Source organism: Salipaludibacillus sp. CF4.18, assembly GCF_051262595.1.
GTDB lineage: Bacteria > Bacillota > Bacilli > Bacillales > Salisediminibacteriaceae > Salipaludibacillus > Salipaludibacillus neizhouensis.
Genome location: NZ_JBIMEV010000017.1, coordinates 54,541 through 75,016 on the forward strand (window position 1 = coordinate 54,541; position 20,476 = coordinate 75,016).

The following is a 20,476-nucleotide window of genomic DNA, read 5'->3' on the forward strand; positions in this document are numbered from 1 at the left end:
ATGATTGAAAATGGAATGGAGGATCCAATGAATATTAACCAGTTTCCACGAAATCGTTATACACTAGCGCCAACACCCATTGAACGAGCACCTCGTTTTTCCAAGGCACTCGCAGGTCCCAATGTATATATTAAACGTGATGACTTACTTGGTCTCACAGAAGGTGGCAATAAAACGAGAAAACTTGAATTTCTTATTGCAGATGCACAGGCAAAACAAGCAGACACAGTCATTACAGCTGGCGGGATCCAATCTAACCATTGTCGACTCACTTTAGCAGCTTGCATTAAAGAAAATCTCGCATGTATTCTCATATTAGAAGAAAATGAAGTTGAACAATGACACAATCGAATGGAAATTATCTTCTTTATCAACTGTTAGGAGCAAACTCCATCAAACTTGTGCCAAATGGGACAGATATAGAAGCCGTGATGCAGAAAGTCGCGGCAGAAAAAAGGAAAGAAGGAAAACAACCATATGTCATTCCTGTTGGAGGTTCTAATGTTACAGGAATAACAGGTTACGTGTCTTGTGCAGAAGAAATTGAGCAACAATCGAAAGACCTGGGGATTGCATTTGATTATATAGTGTGCGCCAGCGGTAGTGGTGGAATGCATGCAGGTTTAGTTACCGGTTTCCGCGGTTTAAATAACAAAACAAAAGTACTCGGCATGAACGTGAGCCGAAAAAAAACAATCCAAGAAGAAGCAGTTTATCATCTTGTGCAAGAAACATCTCAGAATATTAATTTGGAAATTAATATCCCACGTGACGCAGTCACTTGTTTTGACTCGTATGTAGGGCCAGGTTATGCCCTACCCACAAAAGAAATGGTCGAGGCAGTAAAGCTTTTAGCTAGTACCGAAGCTATTTTACTCGATCCAGTTTACACAGGAAAAGCAATGGCCGGATTGATTGACCTTATCCGGAAAGGATTCTTTAATCCAAGTGATACCATTTTATTCCTTCATTCTGGTGGAATACCAGCCATGTATGCTAAAATTAAAGGATTCTACTCCTTAACCTAGAATAGGATATAGATGACACAAATATCAAAACATGATGATTAACTTTTAGGGAGGTTGCTATGACATTACGTATTGGAATGGTTGGCACTGGCTCATTTAGCAAAATGCATGCAACGATTTTATCTGAAATGAAAGATGTAATCGTTCCCTCTTTTTGTGGATCCAGTAAAGAAAAGGCAGATAAAATCGCTGCAAGTTTCGAAGGTGCAAAAGGATACGGTCTATTAACCGAAATGTTAAAAACGGAACAGCTAGATGCTGTTTATGTTTGTGTACCTCCGATGGCACATGGAGAAATTGAACAGCAATTAATAGATCATAAAATTCCTTTTCTAATTGAAAAACCACTAGCAGCAGAGGGAGAGACACCTCTTTCAATTATAAATCAGCTTAAAGAAACATCTTTGATCACCTCAGTCGGTTATCATTTTCGTTATAAAGGCTCAGTTCAAAAATTAAAAGAAAGCTTAACAGATTCGCAAATTGGTATAGTCTCTGGTCAGTGGATGGGTGATATGCCACAAGTTCATTGGTGGAGAAAACAAGAGGGTTCAGGTGGACTGTTCATTGAACAAACGACTCACATTGTTGACTTACTCCGTTACATAGCCGGAGAAATTGAAGAGGTATATGCATCTTACGGAAATCTTGTGAATCACAAAAAATTTGATAACGTGACGGTAGCTGATGTAGGTACGGTCAGTTTAAAGTTAAAAAGTGGCGTTGTAGCCACGTTATCGAATACGTGTATATTGCCACCAGGAATGTCTCAAGTTGGCATGAGTTTTTATACAGACAAATCAATAGTCACTTGGGAACCAGATAAACTTGAAATTACAGAAGCCATTGGTCTAAAACAGGAAGAGTGGCAAGAAGATAACGCTTATAGAAAAGAAACCGAAGCATTTCTGCATGCAGTCAGAACTGGCGACACTTCCCGCATTCTTTCCGACTACGCAGATGCATACTTGACCCACCAAATTACTTGCGCTTCCTTGGAATCTGCACGTAAAGGCGTACCCATTAAAATTAACTCGTAATAACGCAGGAATCCATTGGAACTAATAATTATTTTCATCGTCTTGCTTTATCTGTAAATAGTTTTTATCCTTCATAAATAATCGCCAAAAGACAACGAAGGCTGGAACTAATACAGCAAATCCACCTGCATAGCCATATAATAACCATTTGAACATGGTCGGATCTGTAAAAGCATCAAATATTGTTAGATCTGGGTAAAGAATATAAGGCATGTGAGAAAGTCCATAGGCAAAACTAGCTAAGCCAAATTGCAAAATGATAAACACTACACCAATCCTGGGTCGCCCAGGATTGGCTTTTTTTGATGGCCACCAAAGCGCACTATAACCTATCGATGCAGCGACTAAAGACAAGGCGAATAAATACCAAATATCAATCATTGTATCAACCATCCACGGGGCCTCAGGGATTAATGTCCACAAGGCAGTAACTGCAAAAAACAACGTAATGGGGCCTAATATTATCGCATTTCTTCGGTATACAGCGTATGTTTGTTCAGAACCGGATTCACGAGCGTAATCACTTAAAAGCAGCGCTGCTAAAAAAAGCTCCGTTGCCAAGCCGAAACCTACATGAGTATACAAAGTCGGACTTGAAAGGACTTGATCAAATAAAATGTACTGTTGCTCACCAGTACCACCGATGAAACCACCAATAGAAATTGGTAATATTGCCACCATTAGTGCAGGGATTAAAAGCCCGGTTAAACCGGAAATAACTACAAGTGGTTTCGTATATCTTTGCACAGCAAAAGAAAAAACCATAAAGGCACTCCGAATGATTAATAACATTAAGACAAAACTGACCGGAAGAATCATTAACGTTCCCATATAGTAAGCTGCACCAGGGAAAAAACCAACAATGGCTATAACAAATAAAACGAGAAATACATTTGTAACTTCCCATGAAGGAGACAAGTACCGATTTGCAAGGATGGATGCCTGCGTTTCTTTGTTTGAATAATACATCGCCCAAAAACCTGCGCCAAAATCAATAGAGCCTGCTATTGCGTAGATAAATAAGAACGCCCAAATAATCGAAATTGCTACATACGTTTCAGTCATAATTTAAATAAACACCTACCCATTCATTACGGTTAAATCTTGCTGTACCGGATTCCGTGAAAAGTAAAATCGTAAAACTAAAGCTGTTAATACAAGTAGCATGATATAGAGTCCAATGAAAAGGAAAAATAACATTCCTACATTTCCTGATTGTGTAGCGGCGTCACTTGTTAGCTGAATTCCATATATGGTCCAAGGCTGTCTGCCAGTACAACTGAAAATCCAACCCATCTCAATTCCAAACATGGAAAGTGGACCTGTTGTGACTAATAGGACCAATAACCAAGCAGGCAAATCTTTTTTTCTGAAAATAATAGCCCAAGCTAATGCAAAAATCGCAAGCCCAAGCAGAGTAAAGCCAATCCCTACCATAAGGTTAAAAAGCGTATGTACGAAAAGTGGGGGCCATTCATCTTGTGGAAAGTCATTCAAACCTTGAACAACGCCGTCGGTTGTCCCTGTTGCAAGCCAACTTAACATCCCTGGAATTTCGATTCCGCCCACAACCGTTTGAGCTTCAATATTCGGTGTCCCCATTATTGCTAACGGGGCATTGGCCTGCGTTTCAAAAAGACCTTCCGCCGCAGCAAGTTTTAACGGCATTTCTTCATGCAACATTCCAGCTGTAGCATGTCCATTTGATGCCGTATAAATGCTTGCAAGTAAAGCGATAACCAGTGTTAACATTAACCCCTTTTTATGATAAGCACGTTCTTGCTTGGAGCTGGTTTTGCGCAGTAACCGATAAGCAGCAATAGAGACAAGTACAAATGCACCTGTCATATAGGCAGTTGCTAAAACATGTTTAGACGTATAAGGCATACTTGGATTTAATACTGCTGCCCATGGATCCACATCCGTGACAATACCATCAGTTACTTCGAACCCACGAGGTGTATTCATCCAAGAATGGGCAATATTTATTAACCAAGCAGAAGAAGACGCACCAAAAGCAACAAAGGTCACACTCACTATCCTCATCATATGAGATAAGCGGTCTGCAGCATATACATAAATGGACATAAATACAGCTTCAAGGAAAAAAGCAAAAATCTCTATTTGAAATGGCACAGCAATAACTTTTCCGACAATCTCCATAAAACCGGGCCATAACAACGAAAGCATCACCCCTACAATTGTCCCTGAAGGTATTGCAACTCCTAAAAGAATGGCGAATCCTTTTGTCCACCTTTTTGCCATAAGTCCATAATCACTGTCTTTCTTAAACCAATGCATGAGCTCTGCAAACAAAATCATTAACGTTACTCCAACACCTAACGTTGCAAAAATGATATGAAATGCCATTGAAGTACCGAATAACATACGGGAAAGTATTACTGAATCCATTTAACCACATCTCCATTCACCAGTTGTCTCTAGTAGAATGCTTCTTTTAGATAATAGTATTCATTAATTTACCAGTAGAGGTATTTTTGGGTGATTTTTAGGAGTTTAAATATTTCCCGTTAAAGAGAATTACGTCATAAATATATCTTTCAATAGGTTGTACTATAGGAGGTAAACTATTAGTCTATTCTATCAATTATTGATTTATGCCTAATTCCACAAAAAAATATTACTATATTATAAAAACAAATTGTGATTATTTTTTAGGTGAAAAGAACGATAAAAAGAGAATAAAGTCGATTAAAAAAGAAAGAATGAATCCATATATCAAAGTGATTACAGTTATATTTCAGTTTACTTAAACTCTTCCATTCGGGCTTCTCTTTTCCTAGTTTTTAATATACTGTAATAGTAGATAGAAATTAAAAGGAGGCAACAACATTGAGAAATTTAATAACAGGATATAAAAGGAATCATTTCATAGGTATTATTTTGTTTGTGTTTGCAACCTTTTTCTTTATGAGCCCGGTATTTGGTGAAGCTAACGATAACGAGGAAGCTGAGTTTGGAGATCAGCTTTTAATAGAAGGAAAGAACCACGAGCACGTATCAGAGCTACAGGAACTTTTAAATGAGCGAGGATACATAAGTAATAGTGTATCAGAAGGCTTGTATGACAGCGCTACACAAGAAGCGGTAATAGATTTTCAAGAAACTGCAGGAATATATGTAGATGGAATGGCTGGAACTCAAACCATTGGAGCACTTAGTATTCTGGAGAAGGGGGATGAGGGCAAAGCGGTATTAGCTCTTCAGCACTCCTTAAACAGCCTCGGATATTATGACGCTAAACTAGATGGTGTGTTTGGTCCAGTCACTCATGAAGCTGTAACCGGCTTTCAAAAATCAGAAGGATTAGTTGTTGACGGCTTAGCTGGCCCTAAAACATATGGGGCACTGCACAAGGCCATTAATATCTCGGGAAATTCAAGTCCAACCAGCGTAAAAGGAACCGAAACAACTGAAATTGCTGTCGCCGACACAAGTGGATCTTCTACTAGTGACGAAGCAAGCGAGCAAGAGACAAATACCGAACCTGAGGAATCGTCCAGCGAAGAAGAAAAAGCACCGGAACCTTCTAGTAATGAAAATACAAATTCTAAAACTGAAGAATCAACGGAAACAAGTCGTTCCAATCAGAGTGGCGGTAGAACAATGACAGTGGAAGCCACTGCTTATACAGCATATTGTAATGGTTGTTCGGGAACTACTGCTACAGGCATAGATTTAAGAAATAATCCAGGCAAAAAAGTTATCGCAGTCGACCCAAGTGTTATCCCATTAGGCTCAACAGTTGAAGTGGAAGGATATGGAACAGCCATTGCAGGAGATACAGGTGGGGCAATTAAAGGTAATAAAATTGACCTGTTCATGCCAAATCGAGAAGATGCGTTAAATTTCGGGAGACGAAGTTTACAGATCACCGTGTTAGAATAATTTTATAGTCTTATTCTGAAAAAGAGCCGAAAAATTCGGCTCTTTTTTTCATTTAGATTCCCTAAATATAAATCAATGTCACAGGCCAACCTGATCATTGCATAACTTACCACAGCATCGATTATCTTAGCCGAAGGAGGAAATAAATGATGTACCAATCCTATTACAATAGTAGTTATGAAGCATCAACTGCTTCCCTTTATTCATTTAATCGTCAACAGCCGGTGAGAGGAGAAGCAACTTGGACTGAGGGGGGAGAAGTAACGAAGTGTGGTATTCCATGGTCACACAGTCAATATATGACAGTTGCTGTAGCGGCAAATACACCATACAGGTGTGGGGAAACACTTATTGTCAAAAATTTGTCTGAACCCGAACAAGAAATAGCGGTGACAGTAGTCGATCAAATTGGTGAATCTGGTCAAGGGAATATTACATTGCATCGTAAAGCTTTTGAAGCATTAGGAGCTGACGTGGAGGAGGGTATCATTCCTGTCGAAATTCTTCCATCTAACGATACCAACCAGGAGTCAAGAGCTACTTATCTGTTAAATGTCATTCAATCCGCCTACCCAAGGTTCAATATAGTTAGCTATCAGTCTATAGATAACGAAGAGATCTTCCGGGATGAAGTGAAGGAAATATACGAATTTTCTTTACTATCCCCTTCTTCGGAACAAGTTTTAGTGCGAACGAACCTAATCTTCAATCCATTCACCAATAAAATGATTTCAATTGATATAAAGGGATTGTAAATGTAAGCTAATCCCTTTGATTTTCTTTTTTTAAACGAATAACTCGAAGTAGCGAATGCGGCGTCTCTTGCGGTAAATCAACGACTGAATAACCCGCAGAAAGCGTCCGCCCAGAGCGAAATCGATCCCTCTGTTCGAAAGCATAAAAACAACTAGTGTTTATATATATAGTGTCTTTATAACAGGCAGTCTTTTTGACTTAAAAATTTTCCTTTTGTATGATTAATAATCATACTACAAACACTATCCTTCATTTAGGATAATGAATCGGAACTTGGAGGGATCGATCAAATGAGCCAATCATTAAAAGGAAAAACAGCACTCATTACCGGAGCAGGTAAAGGGATTGGTAAAGCAACGGCAATTGCTCTAGCAAATGAAGGTGTAAATGTTGGACTGTTTGCACGAACAGAGGAAGATTTGAAGAACGTAGCTTTGGAGATAAAAAAAACCGGTGTTAAAGTTGCCTATGCAACAGTTGATGTTTCATCATTAGAAAAAGTGGAGGCAGCTGTAAATCATGTGACAGACGAGCTAGGTCCCTTTGATATTTTAATTAACAATGCTGGTACTGCAAAGTTTGGTGGTTTTCTAGATTTAACTCCAGAAGAGTGGAAAAATATCATTGATGTTAACTTAATGGGAGTTTACTATGTGACTCGAGCGGTACTTCCTCAGCTTATCGAAAAAAATGGCGGAGATATTATAAACATTTCTTCAACAGCCGGTCAAAAAGGAGCACCAGTTACGAGTGCCTACAGTGCTTCTAAGTTCGGGCTTCTCGGTTTAACTGAGTCCCTCGCAATGGAAGTTCGCAAGAAAAATATTCGCGTGTCTGCTCTCACACCTAGTACGGTGGCTACGGATCTTGCGATTAGAGAAAACTTAACTGATGGCAATCCTGAAAAAGTTATGCAGCCCGAAGATTTGGCGGAATATATCATCTCCCAACTAAAACTTCACCCTCGTGTTTTCGTGAAATCAGCAGGACTATGGTCTACGAATCCTTAATTTAATAAAGATTAATTACAGAAAAGCTATTTAAGAAATCCTCTTAAATGGCTTCTTTTCTTTGATTTATATTTTAATGAGTTTACTTAATGTATGATCTCCAAGTCAGAGGCATATTTATAAATGTAACTACTAATAAAACTAATTTTGTGTAATTTACAAAAAATTTACACAAATATAATATTTAATCAATTGTAAATAAAAACAAAGTCATATATTATCGAATTAAGGAATAAATCGTGTTTATTTAATAGGGGGGCATTACAATTGGATCAGAACCGAAAACTAAATGATCCAGTACTTTTTAACAATAGGGAAATAAGTTGGCTAGCTTTCAATCAACGAGTACTGGAAGAAGCCATGGATGAGAGAAATCTATTAATAGAAAGATTTAAATTTTTAGCTATTTTCAGTGCTAACTTAGATGAATTTTTTATGGTTCGCGTTGCAGGACTTACAGACCAAGTAAAAGTTGGTTTCAAAAAACCAGACAATAAATCGGGATTAACCCCAAAACAACAGCTATCATCCATTGGCCAAAAAACGAAAGAACTAGTTGAAAAACAGTATTATACTTATAACGAAAATCTTCTCCCTTATCTAAATGAGCTAGACATTGCCATCACCTCCGTTAATCAATTATCAGACTCTCAAAAAACTCAGATGGAAAAGTTTTTTGACGAAGAGATTTTTCCCGTTCTAACTCCCAGAGCCATCGATAATTACCGACCTTTTCCTCAATTTTTGAATAAGAGCTTAAACCTGGCGATTATCATTGACGATCACGACGATTACGATTCTAATGAAGAACAATTCAAATTATTTAAAGGCAAAATGGCAATCGTACAAGTTCCGGGAGTGATCGATCGTTTAGTCGAAGTGCCTTCCTCTTCAACAAATAAGATATTTATACTACTGGAGGATCTCATTTCATTTTTTATTCGTAAGTTGTTCAGTGGTTATAAGATCAAAAGTGTGACACCTTTTCGCATTACTAGAAACGCAGACTTAACAATTCATGAAGATGGGGCTGCCGACTTACTCAGCGTTATCGAGGAAGAATTAAAGAAACGTAAATGGGGAGCAGAAATTCGCTTAGAGATACAAGGACCTCATTATGATGAAAATCTTCTATTATATTTGCAGAAGAGATTAGAAATTCATAGAGGGGATACTTATATCGTAGATGGCCCTTTGGATTTAACCTATTTATTTTCGTTTTATAAATGGATCGAAAATCATTACGAATCTTTAGTGGATAAACCTATGACTCCCCTGTTAAATCCTGAATTAGCTGGGGGAAAAGATATATTCACCGTTGCATTGAACCAAGATATTCTTTTGCATCATCCTTATAATTCTTTTGAACCGGTTAACGATTTTGTCTCAAGAGCTGCGACAGATCCTAGTGTTTTAGCAATAAAACAGACACTATATCGTGTCAGTAGAGACTCCACCATCATAAAATCGTTAAAACAAGCAGCTATCAATGGCAAGCAAGTAACTGTCCTAGTTGAATTAAAAGCAAGATTTGATGAAGAAAACAACGTAAGTTGGGCGAAAGAACTAGAAAAAGAAGGCTGTCATGTTATTTACGGAATGACCCACTTAAAAACCCATAGTAAGATTACCATGGTTGTCAGAAAGAAAAAGGGACGTATAGAAAGATTTGTTCATCTAGGCACCGGAAATTACAATGGTGCTACAGCAAAGCTTTACACTGACATTGGATTAATTACTACAAATGAAAAGATTGGTGTGGATGCTACTAATTTCTTTAATTATATTAGTGGTTATTCAGAAAAACCAAAATATCACCATTTGTCAGTTGCACCATTTGATATTCGTGAAGAATTTATTAGATTAATAGATCAGGAAATGATGCATCACAAGCTGCATAAAAATGGTCATATGATTTTAAAGATGAATTCATTAACGGATGATGTGTTAATAAAAAAATTCTATGAGGCATCTATTTTAGGCGTGAAAATTGAACTGATTATTAGAGGGATTTGTTGCTTAAGACCCGGAATTGAGGGGGTAAGTGAAAATATTAAGGTAAGAAGTATCGTTGGAAGGTTCCTTGAACATAGTAGAATTTTTTACTTTTTTCATAATGGAGAAGAAAGGCTTTATTGTTCTTCCGCGGATATGATGACTAGAAATATGGAAATGCGTATAGAAATCCTGTTTCCCGTCCTTGATAAAGTACTAAAACAAAAAGTAAAAGAATGGTTACTTTTATATTTGGCAGATAATGTGAAAGCTCGGGAGCAAGATGAAGAAGGTAATTATTATTATGTTAAGCCTGATCGAGATAGCTTGTTAATTAACAGCCAACTGGAAATCAAAGAAGCTATCGACAGGTCAGCTCCTAATACAAACATATCTAAATTAAATCCGGAACATTCATTATTTATAAGATTTTTACTTAATCTAATGAAAATTGCCAAGACTAAATAAACGTAATTGCCCCTGTAATTTGGGTATTAGTCTAACTATAAAGCAAACACTTGCATCTGAAAAATACCTTTCGGCAGCTAGTGTTTATTTGCGTTCTTGTTACGTTCGGTGAAGCTAGAAATAATCAAGTTTACAATTGGGACTAATTCAGTGTTATGTATAGAAAAATTATGATAGTTTTTAGAGACAGGAATAAATACATTTAACAACTCATCACTTCACCTACATGAAGTGAATTCTCAGGTTCATTTGTAAAAAGTATTTGACCGACTCAAATACATTTGTCATTTAAATCCTCATATCCAGTAACATACATAAATTCCCTAAAAAGCAATTAAAATACATTTTAAAAGAAGATTTAGAAAAAGCTTTATAAATCCACTAAAATTTTGTTTTAGGATTAGCCTTTTATCCATATAAATGTACAAAGATTCGAGGTGATTTTAATGCAATTAAATAATTCTGAGACAAAACAAATGTTAGAGGATATATTAGCAAGTATTGATGAAGCCATTCACGTAATTAATGTGAATGGTATGACTATTTTTTATAATCAAGTAGCTGCGTCAAATGATGGTGTGCAAATCAATGATGTACTTGGTAGACACTTACTTGATGTATTTCCATCTTTAAATAGACAATCTAGTACACTATTAAAAGTCATTGAAAACGATAAACCAATTTATCAACAATCACAAACCTATAAAAATAATAAAGGACAATTAATCGATACAGTCAATACGACGTTGCCCATTAGAGTTGGAAACAAAATTGTGGGGGCAGTGGAAATCGCCAAAGATTTAACAACCGTTAAAAGACTTTCTCAATCTTTGCTTGAGCTTCAAGGAAAAGTAAATAATCAAAAAGCAAAACCAGTTTCTATATCAGGAGCAAAATATAACTTCGATGATATTATCTCGGCTTGTCCAGAAATGGAACATGTGAAAAATCTAGCTAGACGGGCTGCTTATACCTCATCTCCAGTCATGATTTACGGAGAGACTGGAACAGGTAAAGAGTTACTGATTCAATCCATCCATAATTCATCTCCACGTCAAAAAAACTACTTTATTGCGCAGAACTGTGCCTCCTTACCAGCTTCATTGCTTGAAAGCACATTATTTGGAACCAAAAAAGGAAGTTTTACTGGTTCTGTAGATAGAGCTGGTTTGTTTGAACTTGCTCATAAAGGCACACTGTTTTTGGACGAAATTAATTCAATGTCTCTCGATTTTCAAACGAAATTGTTACGGGTCCTTGAAGATGGGGTAATCCGCAGAGTTGGTGGAACTGACTCTTATTTAGTGGATGTTAGAATGATTGTCGCAATGAATGAACACCCATTATCTTGTATTGAGAGTCAACAATTGCGTACTGATTTATATTATCGTTTAAATGTAATTTTCATTGAAATTCCACCATTAAGAAAACGAAAAAAAGATATTACATTGTTAGTTGAGAATTTTATAAAAAAATATAATTATCTATTTAATAAATTAGTTCTTGGTGTAGAAAAGGATGTTCTTAGGAAACTAAAAAGCCATGAGTGGCCAGGAAATGTTCGTGAACTTGAACACACGATCGAATACGCAATGAATATGACCGATGGCGATACGATTACGATGGAACATATTCCAACTTATTTAAAAGAAATACCAGAAAAGCTAAATGAACAGGTAATTCTAGATTCTTTTAGAGTTACTTTAGAAAAAACAGAGATCGATATGATCAAAATGGCACTAAAAAAATCAAACAACATTCTCCAGGCGGCTAAACTTTTAGATATACCAAGACAAACACTTCAATATAAAATGAAAAAATATAAATTAAACTGAGGGGAGAATTTCGTTGAAAACACCTTCTGAAACAAAAATCCTAACAACTTCAAACTATACAGCAATGTTGACCTTAGATTTTTTTAATGAACGCCTTCGAGTCATTGATTATCGTGGAAATGTCCTGAGCATTGTGAATGATATACAAGATCTATTTAATGAACATCCACTTTCAAAAATGATTTTTCATTGTAGGCCTGAACATTGGAAATTATTGCTTTCATTCGGTTTTGAACTTGAAGCAATTTTTCAAGGTTTTTTTAATGGAACAGATAATTATGCAATGGCCTTATATAAATCAGTTGAAAGGAGAACGAATAATAATTGGATTAAAGAAGATCAAATTTTAACTTCTATTTTGAATACAGGTCGGAATCAAATAGCAATCAAAGATATTCCTGAAATTTACCAATACCGAAAAGCAATTGTTAGGGATGCTGAATCACTCGCTATGCTTTATGAACAAGTTTTTCCAATTTACCCGACACCGATGAATGACCCAAATTACGTAAAAAAAGTTATGATTGAAGGTGCAATTTTTTATATAGTCGAATGTAACAAACAAATTGTTAGTGCTGCTTCAGCAGATGTTAACAAAACATATAATCATGCAGAATTAACGGATTGTGCTACTGCACCTGAACATCGAAAGTATGGATTAATGAAAAAGTTACTTATTATGCTTGAGGATGATCTAAAAAACGAACAAATCTTTTGTGTATTTTCGATTGCAAGATCCCTGTCTTTTGGCATGAATGCTGCTTTTTATCAACTTGGATATGAATACAGAGGTAGAATGGCAAATAATTGTTACATTTATCATGCGTTAGAAGATATGAATGTCTGGGTAAAGGATTTATCAAAATAGAGATGCCAACTTTTTAATTACTTTGCCAGAAATTCAGCACCACATGAAAGCAAAACTATATATTTTATTAAAAAATGCCAATAATTGAGCAGTTTTTTTGTTTTTAACCAACAGGAGAGTACATCCACAGTTTAAATTAAAATAAAAAAATCCTGTAATAATAGGGGCCACTTAAAAAGGTAATTCTTCTCCTTTTTAAGTGGCCTTTAAGCAAAGCAAAGGTGAAGCCATTGCTGCTTCCTTGAATCTGTTAAAGGAACTTTTTCAGTGTCATTGTAATAAAGTAGGTTATCTTGTTTGTATCATTACGTTTTGGCACAACAATTGCAAGTATATTGGTAAGCTGTTAACTAGGAGGAAACCTAATGAAAATGGATTTATATCAACCAAACCGTCACTGGAAAGAGATAGATATATGGAAGGATGTAACAGATGAACAATGGAATGACTGGATTTGGCAATTAACAAACACGATTAGAACTCTTAATGATCTAAAGAGAGTGATTAATCTAACTCCTGAAGAAGAAGAAGGAGTTAAAATATCTACTAAAACAATTCCGTTAAACATTACCCCATATTATGCAGCGCTTATGAATCCCGATGATCCACGATGTCCGATTAGAATGCAGTCAGTTCCTATTGATAGTGAAATTTATAAAACGAAATATGATTTAGAAGACCCCCTTGAAGAAGATGAAGATTCACCAGTTACAGGGTTAACTCATCGCTATCCTGATCGTGTTTTATTTCTTGTGACGAACCAATGTTCGATGTACTGTCGTTATTGTACACGTCGACGGTTTTCAGGGCAAATCGGTATGGGGGTCCCTAAGAAACAACTTGATGGTGCCATTGAATATATCAGACAAACACCACAAGTTCGAGATGTTCTTCTCTCAGGAGGGGATGGTCTACTAATAAATGATAGCATTCTTGAATATATACTCAAAAACCTTAGAGAAATTCCCCATGTTGAAATTATTCGAATTGGTACAAGAGCACCTGTCGTGTTCCCGCAACGTATTACAGAAAACCTTTGCAATATTTTAAAGAAGTATCATCCTGTTTGGTTAAATACACATTTCAACACATCCATTGAAATCACGGAAGAATCAAAAAAGGCCTGTGAGATGCTTGTTGATTCAGGTGTACCAGTAGGGAATCAGGCAGTAATTTTAGCAGGAATAAACGATAGCCTACCCATTATGAAAAAGCTTAATTACGACTTAGTAAAAATAAGAGTAAGACCTTATTATATTTATCAGTGTGACCTCTCTGAAGGAATTAGTCATTTTCGAGCACCAGTTTCTAAAGGTTTAGAGATTATTGAGGGATTGCGGGGCCATACATCTGGTTATAGTGTACCTTCATTTGTTGTCGATGCTCCAGGCGGGGGAGGCAAAATTACTTTACAGCCAAACTATTTAATTTCTCAAAGTTCAGAAAAAGTAGTTCTTCGAAATTTTGAAGGTGTGATCACTAGTTACCCTGAGCCAGAAAACTACGTTCCTGGTCGAGCAGATGACTATTTTAATGGTATATATGAAAATTTCCAAGAAAACCACACGATTACAGGAATTTCATCTTTATTACAAGATAAACAAAAAACAATTGTTCCTAATTCATTGGAACGATATGACCGTAGAAAAAACTATCAACAAATTGAAGGATATGAAACGTTAAAAGATAAACGGGAAAAACGTGATCAACTAAAAGAAAAGAAATATCAAGCGGAATTAAAAAAACAAGGTAACACTCCAAACTGTGAAGATTCGAAGGAGGTCTAAATATGAGATGCAACTGGTGTGAAAAGGACGAAGCTAAATCAATTGTTTGTACAGTTTATTGGGAACTTCCTGATGGATTAAGAGCTATCGAAATTTTAGACACACCTGCAATTCATTGTTTATCCTGCGGAATGGAATATCAAACAGAAGATATTATTGAAGAACTAGAAGATCACCTGATGTTAATCGATACAGAAAAAATAGGAAAAAGCATCACTTATGACCAGCTAATGAGTCTTCCAAAGCTGTTGAAAAGAAACTATTTTCGTTTTAACTGAATGTTTTACGACAGGAAAGAGGTACCGCGATGATGACACGTTCTTTATTAATTAAACCAAACATGGATGATTTCTACCCAAAAGCAGTTCGTGGCTCAGGTATTTACCTTTTTGACGATAGTGGCAAACAATATCTCGATGGTTCATCAGGAGCTGTAACAGCGAGTCTTGGCCACACAGTTCCTGAAATTATTGAGGCCATGCATGAACAATCAAAAAAACTATCTTTTGTCTATCGTTCGCAATTTACATCGGATCCAGCAGAGAAATTAGCAGAGAAATTAAATCAACTTGTTAATGCTGAAACTGATTATTGGTCATTTTTTGTTAACAGTGGTTCAGAAGCAACTGAAACCGCATTGAAAATCGCGATTCAGTATTGGCAAGAACGGGGCCAGGACAAAAAAAATAAAATTCTTTCTCGTTGGATTAGTTATCACGGGATAACAATTGGGGCGCTATCAATGTCAGGTCATGTAAAAAGGCGTGAACGATTTGTCCCGCTATTGGAAAATTATCCATCGATCTCGGCTCCCTATTGTTATCGTTGTCCATTTAATCTTGAGTACCCAGATTGTCAGCTTTTTTGTGCGAGCGAACTGGAAACAGCCATTCAGCGTGTTGGAGTCGATCATGTCGCAGCCTTTATTGCCGAACCAATGATTGGAGCAGCTGGGGGAGTGATTGTTCCACCGAAAGGATACTATGAACAAATCAAAGAAATTTGTGATAGATATGACATCCTTTTTATTGCTGATGAAGTGATGACAGGAATCGGACGGACTGGAAAAATGTTTGGACTTGATCATTGGAACGTGAAGGCAGACATTATCGCCCTAGGAAAAGGAATGAGTGCAGGATATAGCCCTATTGCTGCTGCACTTGCAAACGAAAAAGTGATGATGTCAATTGTTGACGGATCTAAATCAATCATGAGTGGTCATACGTATAGTGCGAACCCACAATCAGCAGCAGTTGCTTTAGCTGTAATTGACTATATTGAGAAAAATCAATTGGTGGATAGAGTTAAGGAATCTGGAACTGTTTTATTTCAAAAACTAGCAAACTTAAAAAATAACTATCCCATAATAGGTAATATCCGAGGAAAAGGACTCATGATAGGTATTGAGTTTGTTGCTGATTTGAAAACAAAAATACCCTTTAACAAGGCAAAAACCTTAACAAAACTAATCGTTGAAACAGCGAGAAACAAAGGATTACTTCTCTATCCAGCCTCTGCAGGAAAGGATGGAATAGACGGTGATGCAATCATCATCTCACCACCATTTACTATAACAAAAGAAGAAATCGATTTGTTAGTCACTCTCTTTGAAGAGACGCTGCGTGATGTTCAAGCTCGATTGGAGGAAAACATATGAAAGCAAACTCATTAAATAAAGTTGCCACTTTAGAAGAAGCCATTTCACATATAGACAATGGTTGCACTTTACTTTTTGGAGGATTTGGTGGAATCGGTAGTCCTCCCACTTTAATTAATGGAATCATCGAAAAAGATGTAAAGGATTTAACTCTTATTGGCAATGATACCGGTTTTCCTGAGATCGGAATTGGAAAAATCGTTAGTCAAGGGAGAGCAAAAAAAGTAATCGTCTCTCATATTGGCTCCAATCCAGTTGCAGGTCGTCTGATGGTTGAGGGTAAAATGGAAGTTGAATTTTCCCCTCAAGGGACACTAGCAGAACGTATTCGTGCAGGAGGAGTAGGGCTTGGTGGAATTCTAACAGACGTAGGACTTGATAGTATGATTGAGGAAGGAAAACAAAAAGTGATTGTTAATGGAAAAGAATTTTTACTGGAAACGCCATTAACTGCAGAGATAGCTATTGTTTATGCTAACAAAGCAGATACGTATGGCAATCTTATTTATGAAACAAGTGCCCGTAATACGAATCCATTAGTAGCCATGGCGGGTACATTTACCATTGCAGAAGTAAATGAAATTGTATCAATAGGTGAACTAGATCCAGGGGAAATTGAAACTCCAGGAATTTACGTTGATATGGTCATTGAAAGCAACGGAGTTGATTGGAAATGGCCATGGGAATAGATAGCCGAAATCGAATGGCCAAACGAGCTGCAGCAGAAATTAAAGACAGCATGATCGTCAATTTAGGAATAGGTATCCCATCACTTGTTTCCAATCATTTGCCCCCAAGTATCGATGTGATGTTTCACGCTGAGAATGGCATTTTAGGAATGGGTAAATCTCCCGAAAAAGGAGAAGAAGACCCTAACTTATGTAATGCTGCTGGTTTTCCGGTAACGATTGTTCCGGGTGGATCTTTTTTTGACAGTGCTACTGCTTTTGGGATGATTCGATCGGGTTATCTCGATATATCCATTTTAGGTGGATTAGAGGTAAGTGAACAGGGGGATTTGGCCAATTGGATTGTTCCTGGAAAAAGAGTCTCCGGGATTGGCGGTGCAATGGAACTTGCCAAAAAAGCAAAAATAGTAATTGTCTTAATGAACCATACAAACAAAAATGGAAAACCAAAAATACTAAAGGAATGCACGATGCCCCTCACTGCTAAACGTTGTGTTAACTTAATTATAACAGACATGGCAGTTATTGATGTGACAGAACGGGGGTTAGTATTAAAAGAGGTGATGGCTCCTTACACAATAAATGATGTTATTGAAAATACGGCATCCTCACTTCTTCTTTCTAATAATGTAACAACAATCACCTAATTAAAAATTGGGAGGATGAACGATGGGGGAAAGAACAAATATATTACAAAAGAACATTCATCAGTCAATCACAGCAAATCGAAAAGACGGAATCCACCTCCTTAAACGACTTGTTCAAATAGCTAGTACACAAGGAAAAGAAGCCGATGCACAACGAATTATATTGGAAACACTTTTTGATATGGGATTAGATGTTGATCTATGGGAGCCTAATGGAGAAGAATTACAAGCAAGTCCTTATTTTGCTTCTTCTAGATACGATTTTAGCGGAAGTCCAAATGTGGTAGGGGTTTTGAAAGGAACGGGTGGGGGGCGTTCAATCATATTAAATGGACATATAGACGTTGTACCGGCAGGAGACAGGAATCAATGGGAGGAAGATCCATTTAGCGGAATCGTAAAGAATGGAAAGATGTACGGTCGAGGGGTAACTGATATGAAGGGTGGAAATGTTTCTATGCTAGTAGCACTGAAAACACTTCAAACCTTAAATATTAGGCTAAAAGGGGATGTCATATTCGAAAGTGTGATTGAGGAGGAGAGTGGCGGATCTGGAACATTAGCAGCCATTCTTAGGGGATATCAAGCAGATGCAGCTCTCATTCCTGAACCAACCAACATGAAAATTTTTCCTAAGCAGCAAGGATCAATGTGGTTTCGGATTCATGTGAAGGGACGATCTGCACACGGTGGTACGCGATATGAAGGGGTTAGTGCAATCGATAAAAGTTTGATCGTTATTAAGCATATTAAAGAACTTGAGGATCAACGAAATAAACGAATTACTGATCCTTTATATGCGAAAATCCCCATTCCGATACCAATCAATATTGGAAAAATCGAAGGGGGAGAGTGGCCATCGTCCGTTCCTGACTTTGTCATCCTAGAAGGGAGAATGGGCGTTTCCCCCGATGAACAGATGGAAGATGCTCGGTTGGAGATAGAAACATGGATTGAAGGGTTAGGTGAAGTTGAACCGTGGTTTAATGTTCATCCTGCTAGTATTGAGTGGTATGGTGGCAGGTGGCTTCCAGGTTCAATTGACAGCGATCACGAATTGCTTAGTTTATTGTCCGAAAATTATCGTTTTGTTTTAAATGAGGAAGCTATAATTGAAGCCTCCCCATGGGGTACAGATGGAGGATTATTGACTCAGGTCGGGAATATACCATCGATTGTTTTTGGACCAGGCGTAACTGACCAAGCTCATTTTCCAAATGAATATATTGAGCTAGATCGCGTATTTGAAGCAGCTGAAATCATTGTTTTAACACTGATTGATTGGTGTGGAGTTGAATATTGATTACAAGGTTTGTTAACTAACAGCAAACAACCGCTATCATTTGATACGGTTGTTTGCCAAATTTGGGCTCAGCTCGGGTATCATCATAAACCTTGTGCACTACTCAATATTAATGACTACTATACACCGATCGCTGCATTGTTCGATCACATGGTTAGTCAGGGGTTTGTAAAGGTAAAGTATAGAAAAATGGTCGTCATGGAAAATGATGCAACAACACTAATTGACCGAATTACTAATTATAAGGTGAGTAACTACATAAATCGTAAAATCGACTTTATTAATCGAGTATTTATTTTAAAGAGATGCTTTCCTTCAAAAAAGGAATAGCACTTTTTTTTATTAATATTAGATTCAAATTATATTGAAAATCATAAAGTTTTTAGCTTCAAATCGTTATGAACCCAAACAAATAAATTTAAGATGCATACTTTTATTGTAAGTCTTCCAAACAATGTTGATTTGTCAGGTGATGCAACAAATCTTGAATTGTTGACTTCTACAATAGAAAGTAGGTGTTTACTATGGCTTTCGATAAAATATTTAAAAACATCCAGAAAAAATCAGGTGTAAAAATTACAGATATTATTAAATTAGCTAATTCTATTCAGGGAGCAAACTTTAAAGACGAAAAGACAGTAAGAGAAATAGTCCAAAAAGTTGCTGCTACTGCAAATAAATCTATAACTAAGGAAAAAGAAGATCAACTTGTCAAAATTATAACCGAGGATCCAAACGCAATAAATATAAATAAAATCTCTAACATGATTGATAAAAAAGGACAGTAAATTCAGGCATCTGTTTATATTCAATGTAATAAAATTTCTACCGAAAAGAATTTCTTACCCTCGAAATTCTTTTTCGTTATTTTTACTAAAAGAATGAACAGGGACTTATTTGGGAAAAGTACCATTTATATAAGGAAAGAATGGAGGTTTAAAATGGACAAGCACATTAATGAATTATCAACATGGTTAGAATCGCATACGGGTGAAACTGTACTTATTCAAAAAGGAGAATTATCTACAGGATTAAAGGAACTCTTTGATATAGATCGAGTCACATTTCAACTTGAACATTTTTCTATTGAGTCAAACGAGGACACCTTTGATGATTACATTTCAAGCAAGGAATTAGTACTTCACGGAAACGGCATTGTTCAAATAACCGAAACCGAAGAAGAACAATTACCTCAAAACATTTATGAGATCCCGCTTAACGGGAAAATAGTCACCTCGAGTAATAAAAAAAATTTAAAAGTAGAAACGGAAAATGCTGTTTACGACATTCATATTCAGTAACTAATTAATAAGCCATTTCAATAGTACATATAGAAGCTTGAAAAGGGAGTTTTTTCAAGCTTTTTTCATATGCTTATTATTAGATTTTTTATGAAAAAGTTCAGCATTCTTAAGGTTTCTTCGCGCCCCTTGGTTGTAAGCGCTTCACATTTATTCTCTAAAATGCTTTAGATTTAAGTGCTC

General features: G+C 36.6%; 18 protein-coding genes and 1 pseudogene. 17 read left to right on the plus strand and 2 right to left on the minus strand.

Features of this window, described 5'->3' with window-relative positions:
• Positions 1-27: 27 nt before the first annotated feature.
• Positions 28-1,028: pseudogene (locus ACHABW_RS12435) on the plus strand (D-cysteine desulfhydrase).
• 59 nt (positions 1,029-1,087) lie between these two features.
• On the plus strand, positions 1,088-2,068 hold the full coding sequence (locus ACHABW_RS12440) for a Gfo/Idh/MocA family protein (protein ID WP_435755605.1): 981 nt from the start codon (positions 1,088-1,090) through the stop codon (positions 2,066-2,068).
• A 21-nt stretch (positions 2,069-2,089) separates the two neighbouring features.
• On the opposite strand, the gene ACHABW_RS12445 is transcribed toward ACHABW_RS12440, so the two are convergent.
• On the minus strand, positions 2,090-3,133 hold the full coding sequence (locus tag ACHABW_RS12445) for a cytochrome d ubiquinol oxidase subunit II (protein WP_435755606.1): 1,044 nt from the start codon (positions 3,131-3,133) through the stop codon (positions 2,090-2,092).
• A gap of 15 nt (positions 3,134-3,148) precedes the next feature.
• Complete coding sequence (locus tag ACHABW_RS12450) at positions 3,149-4,480, minus strand: cytochrome ubiquinol oxidase subunit I (protein WP_435755607.1); 1,332 nt, start codon at positions 4,478-4,480, stop codon at positions 3,149-3,151.
• A 441-nt stretch (positions 4,481-4,921) separates the two neighbouring features.
• Here ACHABW_RS12450 and ACHABW_RS12455 point away from each other — a divergent pair, with 441 nt between their 5' ends.
• The 15 genes from ACHABW_RS12455 to ACHABW_RS12525 all read left to right on the plus strand — a co-directional run bounded on the left by ACHABW_RS12455 (position 4,922) and on the right by ACHABW_RS12525 (position 20,293).
• Positions 4,922-5,977 (plus strand): peptidoglycan-binding protein, encoded by a 1,056-nt coding sequence (locus tag ACHABW_RS12455; RefSeq protein ID WP_435755608.1) that lies wholly within the window; start codon positions 4,922-4,924, stop codon positions 5,975-5,977.
• Between the two features lie 146 nt (positions 5,978-6,123).
• Positions 6,124-6,732: an RlpA-like double-psi beta-barrel domain-containing protein gene (locus ACHABW_RS12460; protein WP_435755609.1), complete on the plus strand. Its 609-nt coding sequence runs from the start codon at positions 6,124-6,126 to the stop codon at positions 6,730-6,732.
• A gap of 291 nt (positions 6,733-7,023) precedes the next feature.
• Complete coding sequence (locus ACHABW_RS12465) at positions 7,024-7,743, plus strand: 3-ketoacyl-ACP reductase (RefSeq protein ID WP_435755610.1); 720 nt, start codon at positions 7,024-7,026, stop codon at positions 7,741-7,743.
• Positions 7,744-8,010: 267 nt separating this feature from the next.
• Positions 8,011-10,206 (plus strand): RNA degradosome polyphosphate kinase, encoded by a 2,196-nt coding sequence (locus ACHABW_RS12470; protein ID WP_435755611.1) that lies wholly within the window; start codon positions 8,011-8,013, stop codon positions 10,204-10,206.
• A gap of 446 nt (positions 10,207-10,652) precedes the next feature.
• On the plus strand, positions 10,653-12,041 hold the full coding sequence (locus ACHABW_RS12475) for a sigma-54 interaction domain-containing protein (RefSeq protein WP_435755612.1): 1,389 nt from the start codon (positions 10,653-10,655) through the stop codon (positions 12,039-12,041).
• 64 nt (positions 12,042-12,105) lie between these two features.
• Positions 12,106-12,909 (plus strand): putative beta-lysine N-acetyltransferase, encoded by an 804-nt coding sequence (gene ablB / locus ACHABW_RS12480; RefSeq protein ID WP_435755626.1) that lies wholly within the window; start codon positions 12,106-12,108, stop codon positions 12,907-12,909.
• A 365-nt stretch (positions 12,910-13,274) separates the two neighbouring features.
• On the plus strand, positions 13,275-14,696 hold the full coding sequence (ablA, locus tag ACHABW_RS12485; RefSeq protein WP_435755613.1) for a lysine 2,3-aminomutase: 1,422 nt from the start codon (positions 13,275-13,277) through the stop codon (positions 14,694-14,696).
• A gap of 2 nt (positions 14,697-14,698) precedes the next feature.
• Positions 14,699-14,974: a YokU family protein gene (locus ACHABW_RS12490; RefSeq protein WP_110935988.1), complete on the plus strand. Its 276-nt coding sequence runs from the start codon at positions 14,699-14,701 to the stop codon at positions 14,972-14,974.
• A 32-nt stretch (positions 14,975-15,006) separates the two neighbouring features.
• Positions 15,007-16,353, plus strand: coding sequence for an aspartate aminotransferase family protein (locus ACHABW_RS12495; protein WP_435755627.1), 1,347 nt, complete (start codon positions 15,007-15,009; stop codon positions 16,351-16,353).
• A complete protein-coding gene (locus ACHABW_RS12500; protein WP_435755614.1) occupies positions 16,350-17,042 on the plus strand; it encodes a CoA transferase subunit A in 693 nt (230 codons plus the stop codon). The genes ACHABW_RS12495 and ACHABW_RS12500 overlap by 4 nt, the downstream gene beginning before the upstream one ends.
• The gene (locus tag ACHABW_RS12505; protein WP_435755615.1) at positions 17,027-17,689 is read left to right on the plus strand and encodes a 3-oxoacid CoA-transferase subunit B; all 663 of its coding nucleotides are present in this window, start codon (positions 17,027-17,029) and stop codon (positions 17,687-17,689) included. Before ACHABW_RS12500 ends, ACHABW_RS12505 begins: the two co-directional genes overlap by 16 nt.
• Positions 17,690-17,711: 22 nt before the next feature.
• A complete protein-coding gene (locus tag ACHABW_RS12510) occupies positions 17,712-18,992 on the plus strand; it encodes a peptidase (protein ID WP_110935991.1) in 1,281 nt (426 codons plus the stop codon).
• A gap of 9 nt (positions 18,993-19,001) precedes the next feature.
• A complete protein-coding gene (locus tag ACHABW_RS12515; RefSeq protein WP_110935992.1) occupies positions 19,002-19,322 on the plus strand; it encodes an LOG family protein in 321 nt (106 codons plus the stop codon).
• Positions 19,323-19,516: 194 nt separating this feature from the next.
• The gene (locus ACHABW_RS12520; protein ID WP_435755616.1) at positions 19,517-19,780 is read left to right on the plus strand and encodes a stage VI sporulation protein F; all 264 of its coding nucleotides are present in this window, start codon (positions 19,517-19,519) and stop codon (positions 19,778-19,780) included.
• Positions 19,781-19,933: 153 nt separating this feature from the next.
• Positions 19,934-20,293: a hypothetical protein gene (locus ACHABW_RS12525; protein WP_435755617.1), complete on the plus strand. Its 360-nt coding sequence runs from the start codon at positions 19,934-19,936 to the stop codon at positions 20,291-20,293.
• Positions 20,294-20,476 lie beyond the last annotated feature (183 nt).

What these genes read in the sequence shown, in the direction of transcription:
- ablA (WP_435755613.1), top strand. Translation starts at nt 13,275, where the DNA reads ATGAAAATGGATTTATATCAACCAAACCGTCACTGGAAAGAGATAGAT.
- ACHABW_RS12445 (WP_435755606.1), bottom strand. Translation starts at nt 3,133, where the DNA reads ATGACTGAAACGTATGTAGCAATTTCGATTATTTGGGCGTTCTTATTT.
- ACHABW_RS12440 (WP_435755605.1), top strand. Translation starts at nt 1,088, where the DNA reads ATGACATTACGTATTGGAATGGTTGGCACTGGCTCATTTAGCAAAATG.
- ACHABW_RS12490 (WP_110935988.1), top strand. Translation starts at nt 14,699, where the DNA reads ATGAGATGCAACTGGTGTGAAAAGGACGAAGCTAAATCAATTGTTTGT.
- ACHABW_RS12465 (WP_435755610.1), top strand. Translation starts at nt 7,024, where the DNA reads ATGAGCCAATCATTAAAAGGAAAAACAGCACTCATTACCGGAGCAGGT.
- ACHABW_RS12450 (WP_435755607.1), bottom strand. Translation starts at nt 4,480, where the DNA reads ATGGATTCAGTAATACTTTCCCGTATGTTATTCGGTACTTCAATGGCA.
- ACHABW_RS12510 (WP_110935991.1), top strand. Translation starts at nt 17,712, where the DNA reads ATGGGGGAAAGAACAAATATATTACAAAAGAACATTCATCAGTCAATC.
- ACHABW_RS12495 (WP_435755627.1), top strand. Translation starts at nt 15,007, where the DNA reads ATGACACGTTCTTTATTAATTAAACCAAACATGGATGATTTCTACCCA.
- ACHABW_RS12475 (WP_435755612.1), top strand. Translation starts at nt 10,653, where the DNA reads ATGCAATTAAATAATTCTGAGACAAAACAAATGTTAGAGGATATATTA.
- ablB (WP_435755626.1), top strand. Translation starts at nt 12,106, where the DNA reads ATGTTGACCTTAGATTTTTTTAATGAACGCCTTCGAGTCATTGATTAT.
- ACHABW_RS12500 (WP_435755614.1), top strand. Translation starts at nt 16,350, where the DNA reads ATGAAAGCAAACTCATTAAATAAAGTTGCCACTTTAGAAGAAGCCATT.
- ACHABW_RS12460 (WP_435755609.1), top strand. Translation starts at nt 6,124, where the DNA reads ATGATGTACCAATCCTATTACAATAGTAGTTATGAAGCATCAACTGCT.
- ACHABW_RS12505 (WP_435755615.1), top strand. Translation starts at nt 17,027, where the DNA reads ATGGCCATGGGAATAGATAGCCGAAATCGAATGGCCAAACGAGCTGCA.
- ACHABW_RS12520 (WP_435755616.1), top strand. Translation starts at nt 19,517, where the DNA reads ATGGCTTTCGATAAAATATTTAAAAACATCCAGAAAAAATCAGGTGTA.
- ACHABW_RS12525 (WP_435755617.1), top strand. Translation starts at nt 19,934, where the DNA reads ATGGACAAGCACATTAATGAATTATCAACATGGTTAGAATCGCATACG.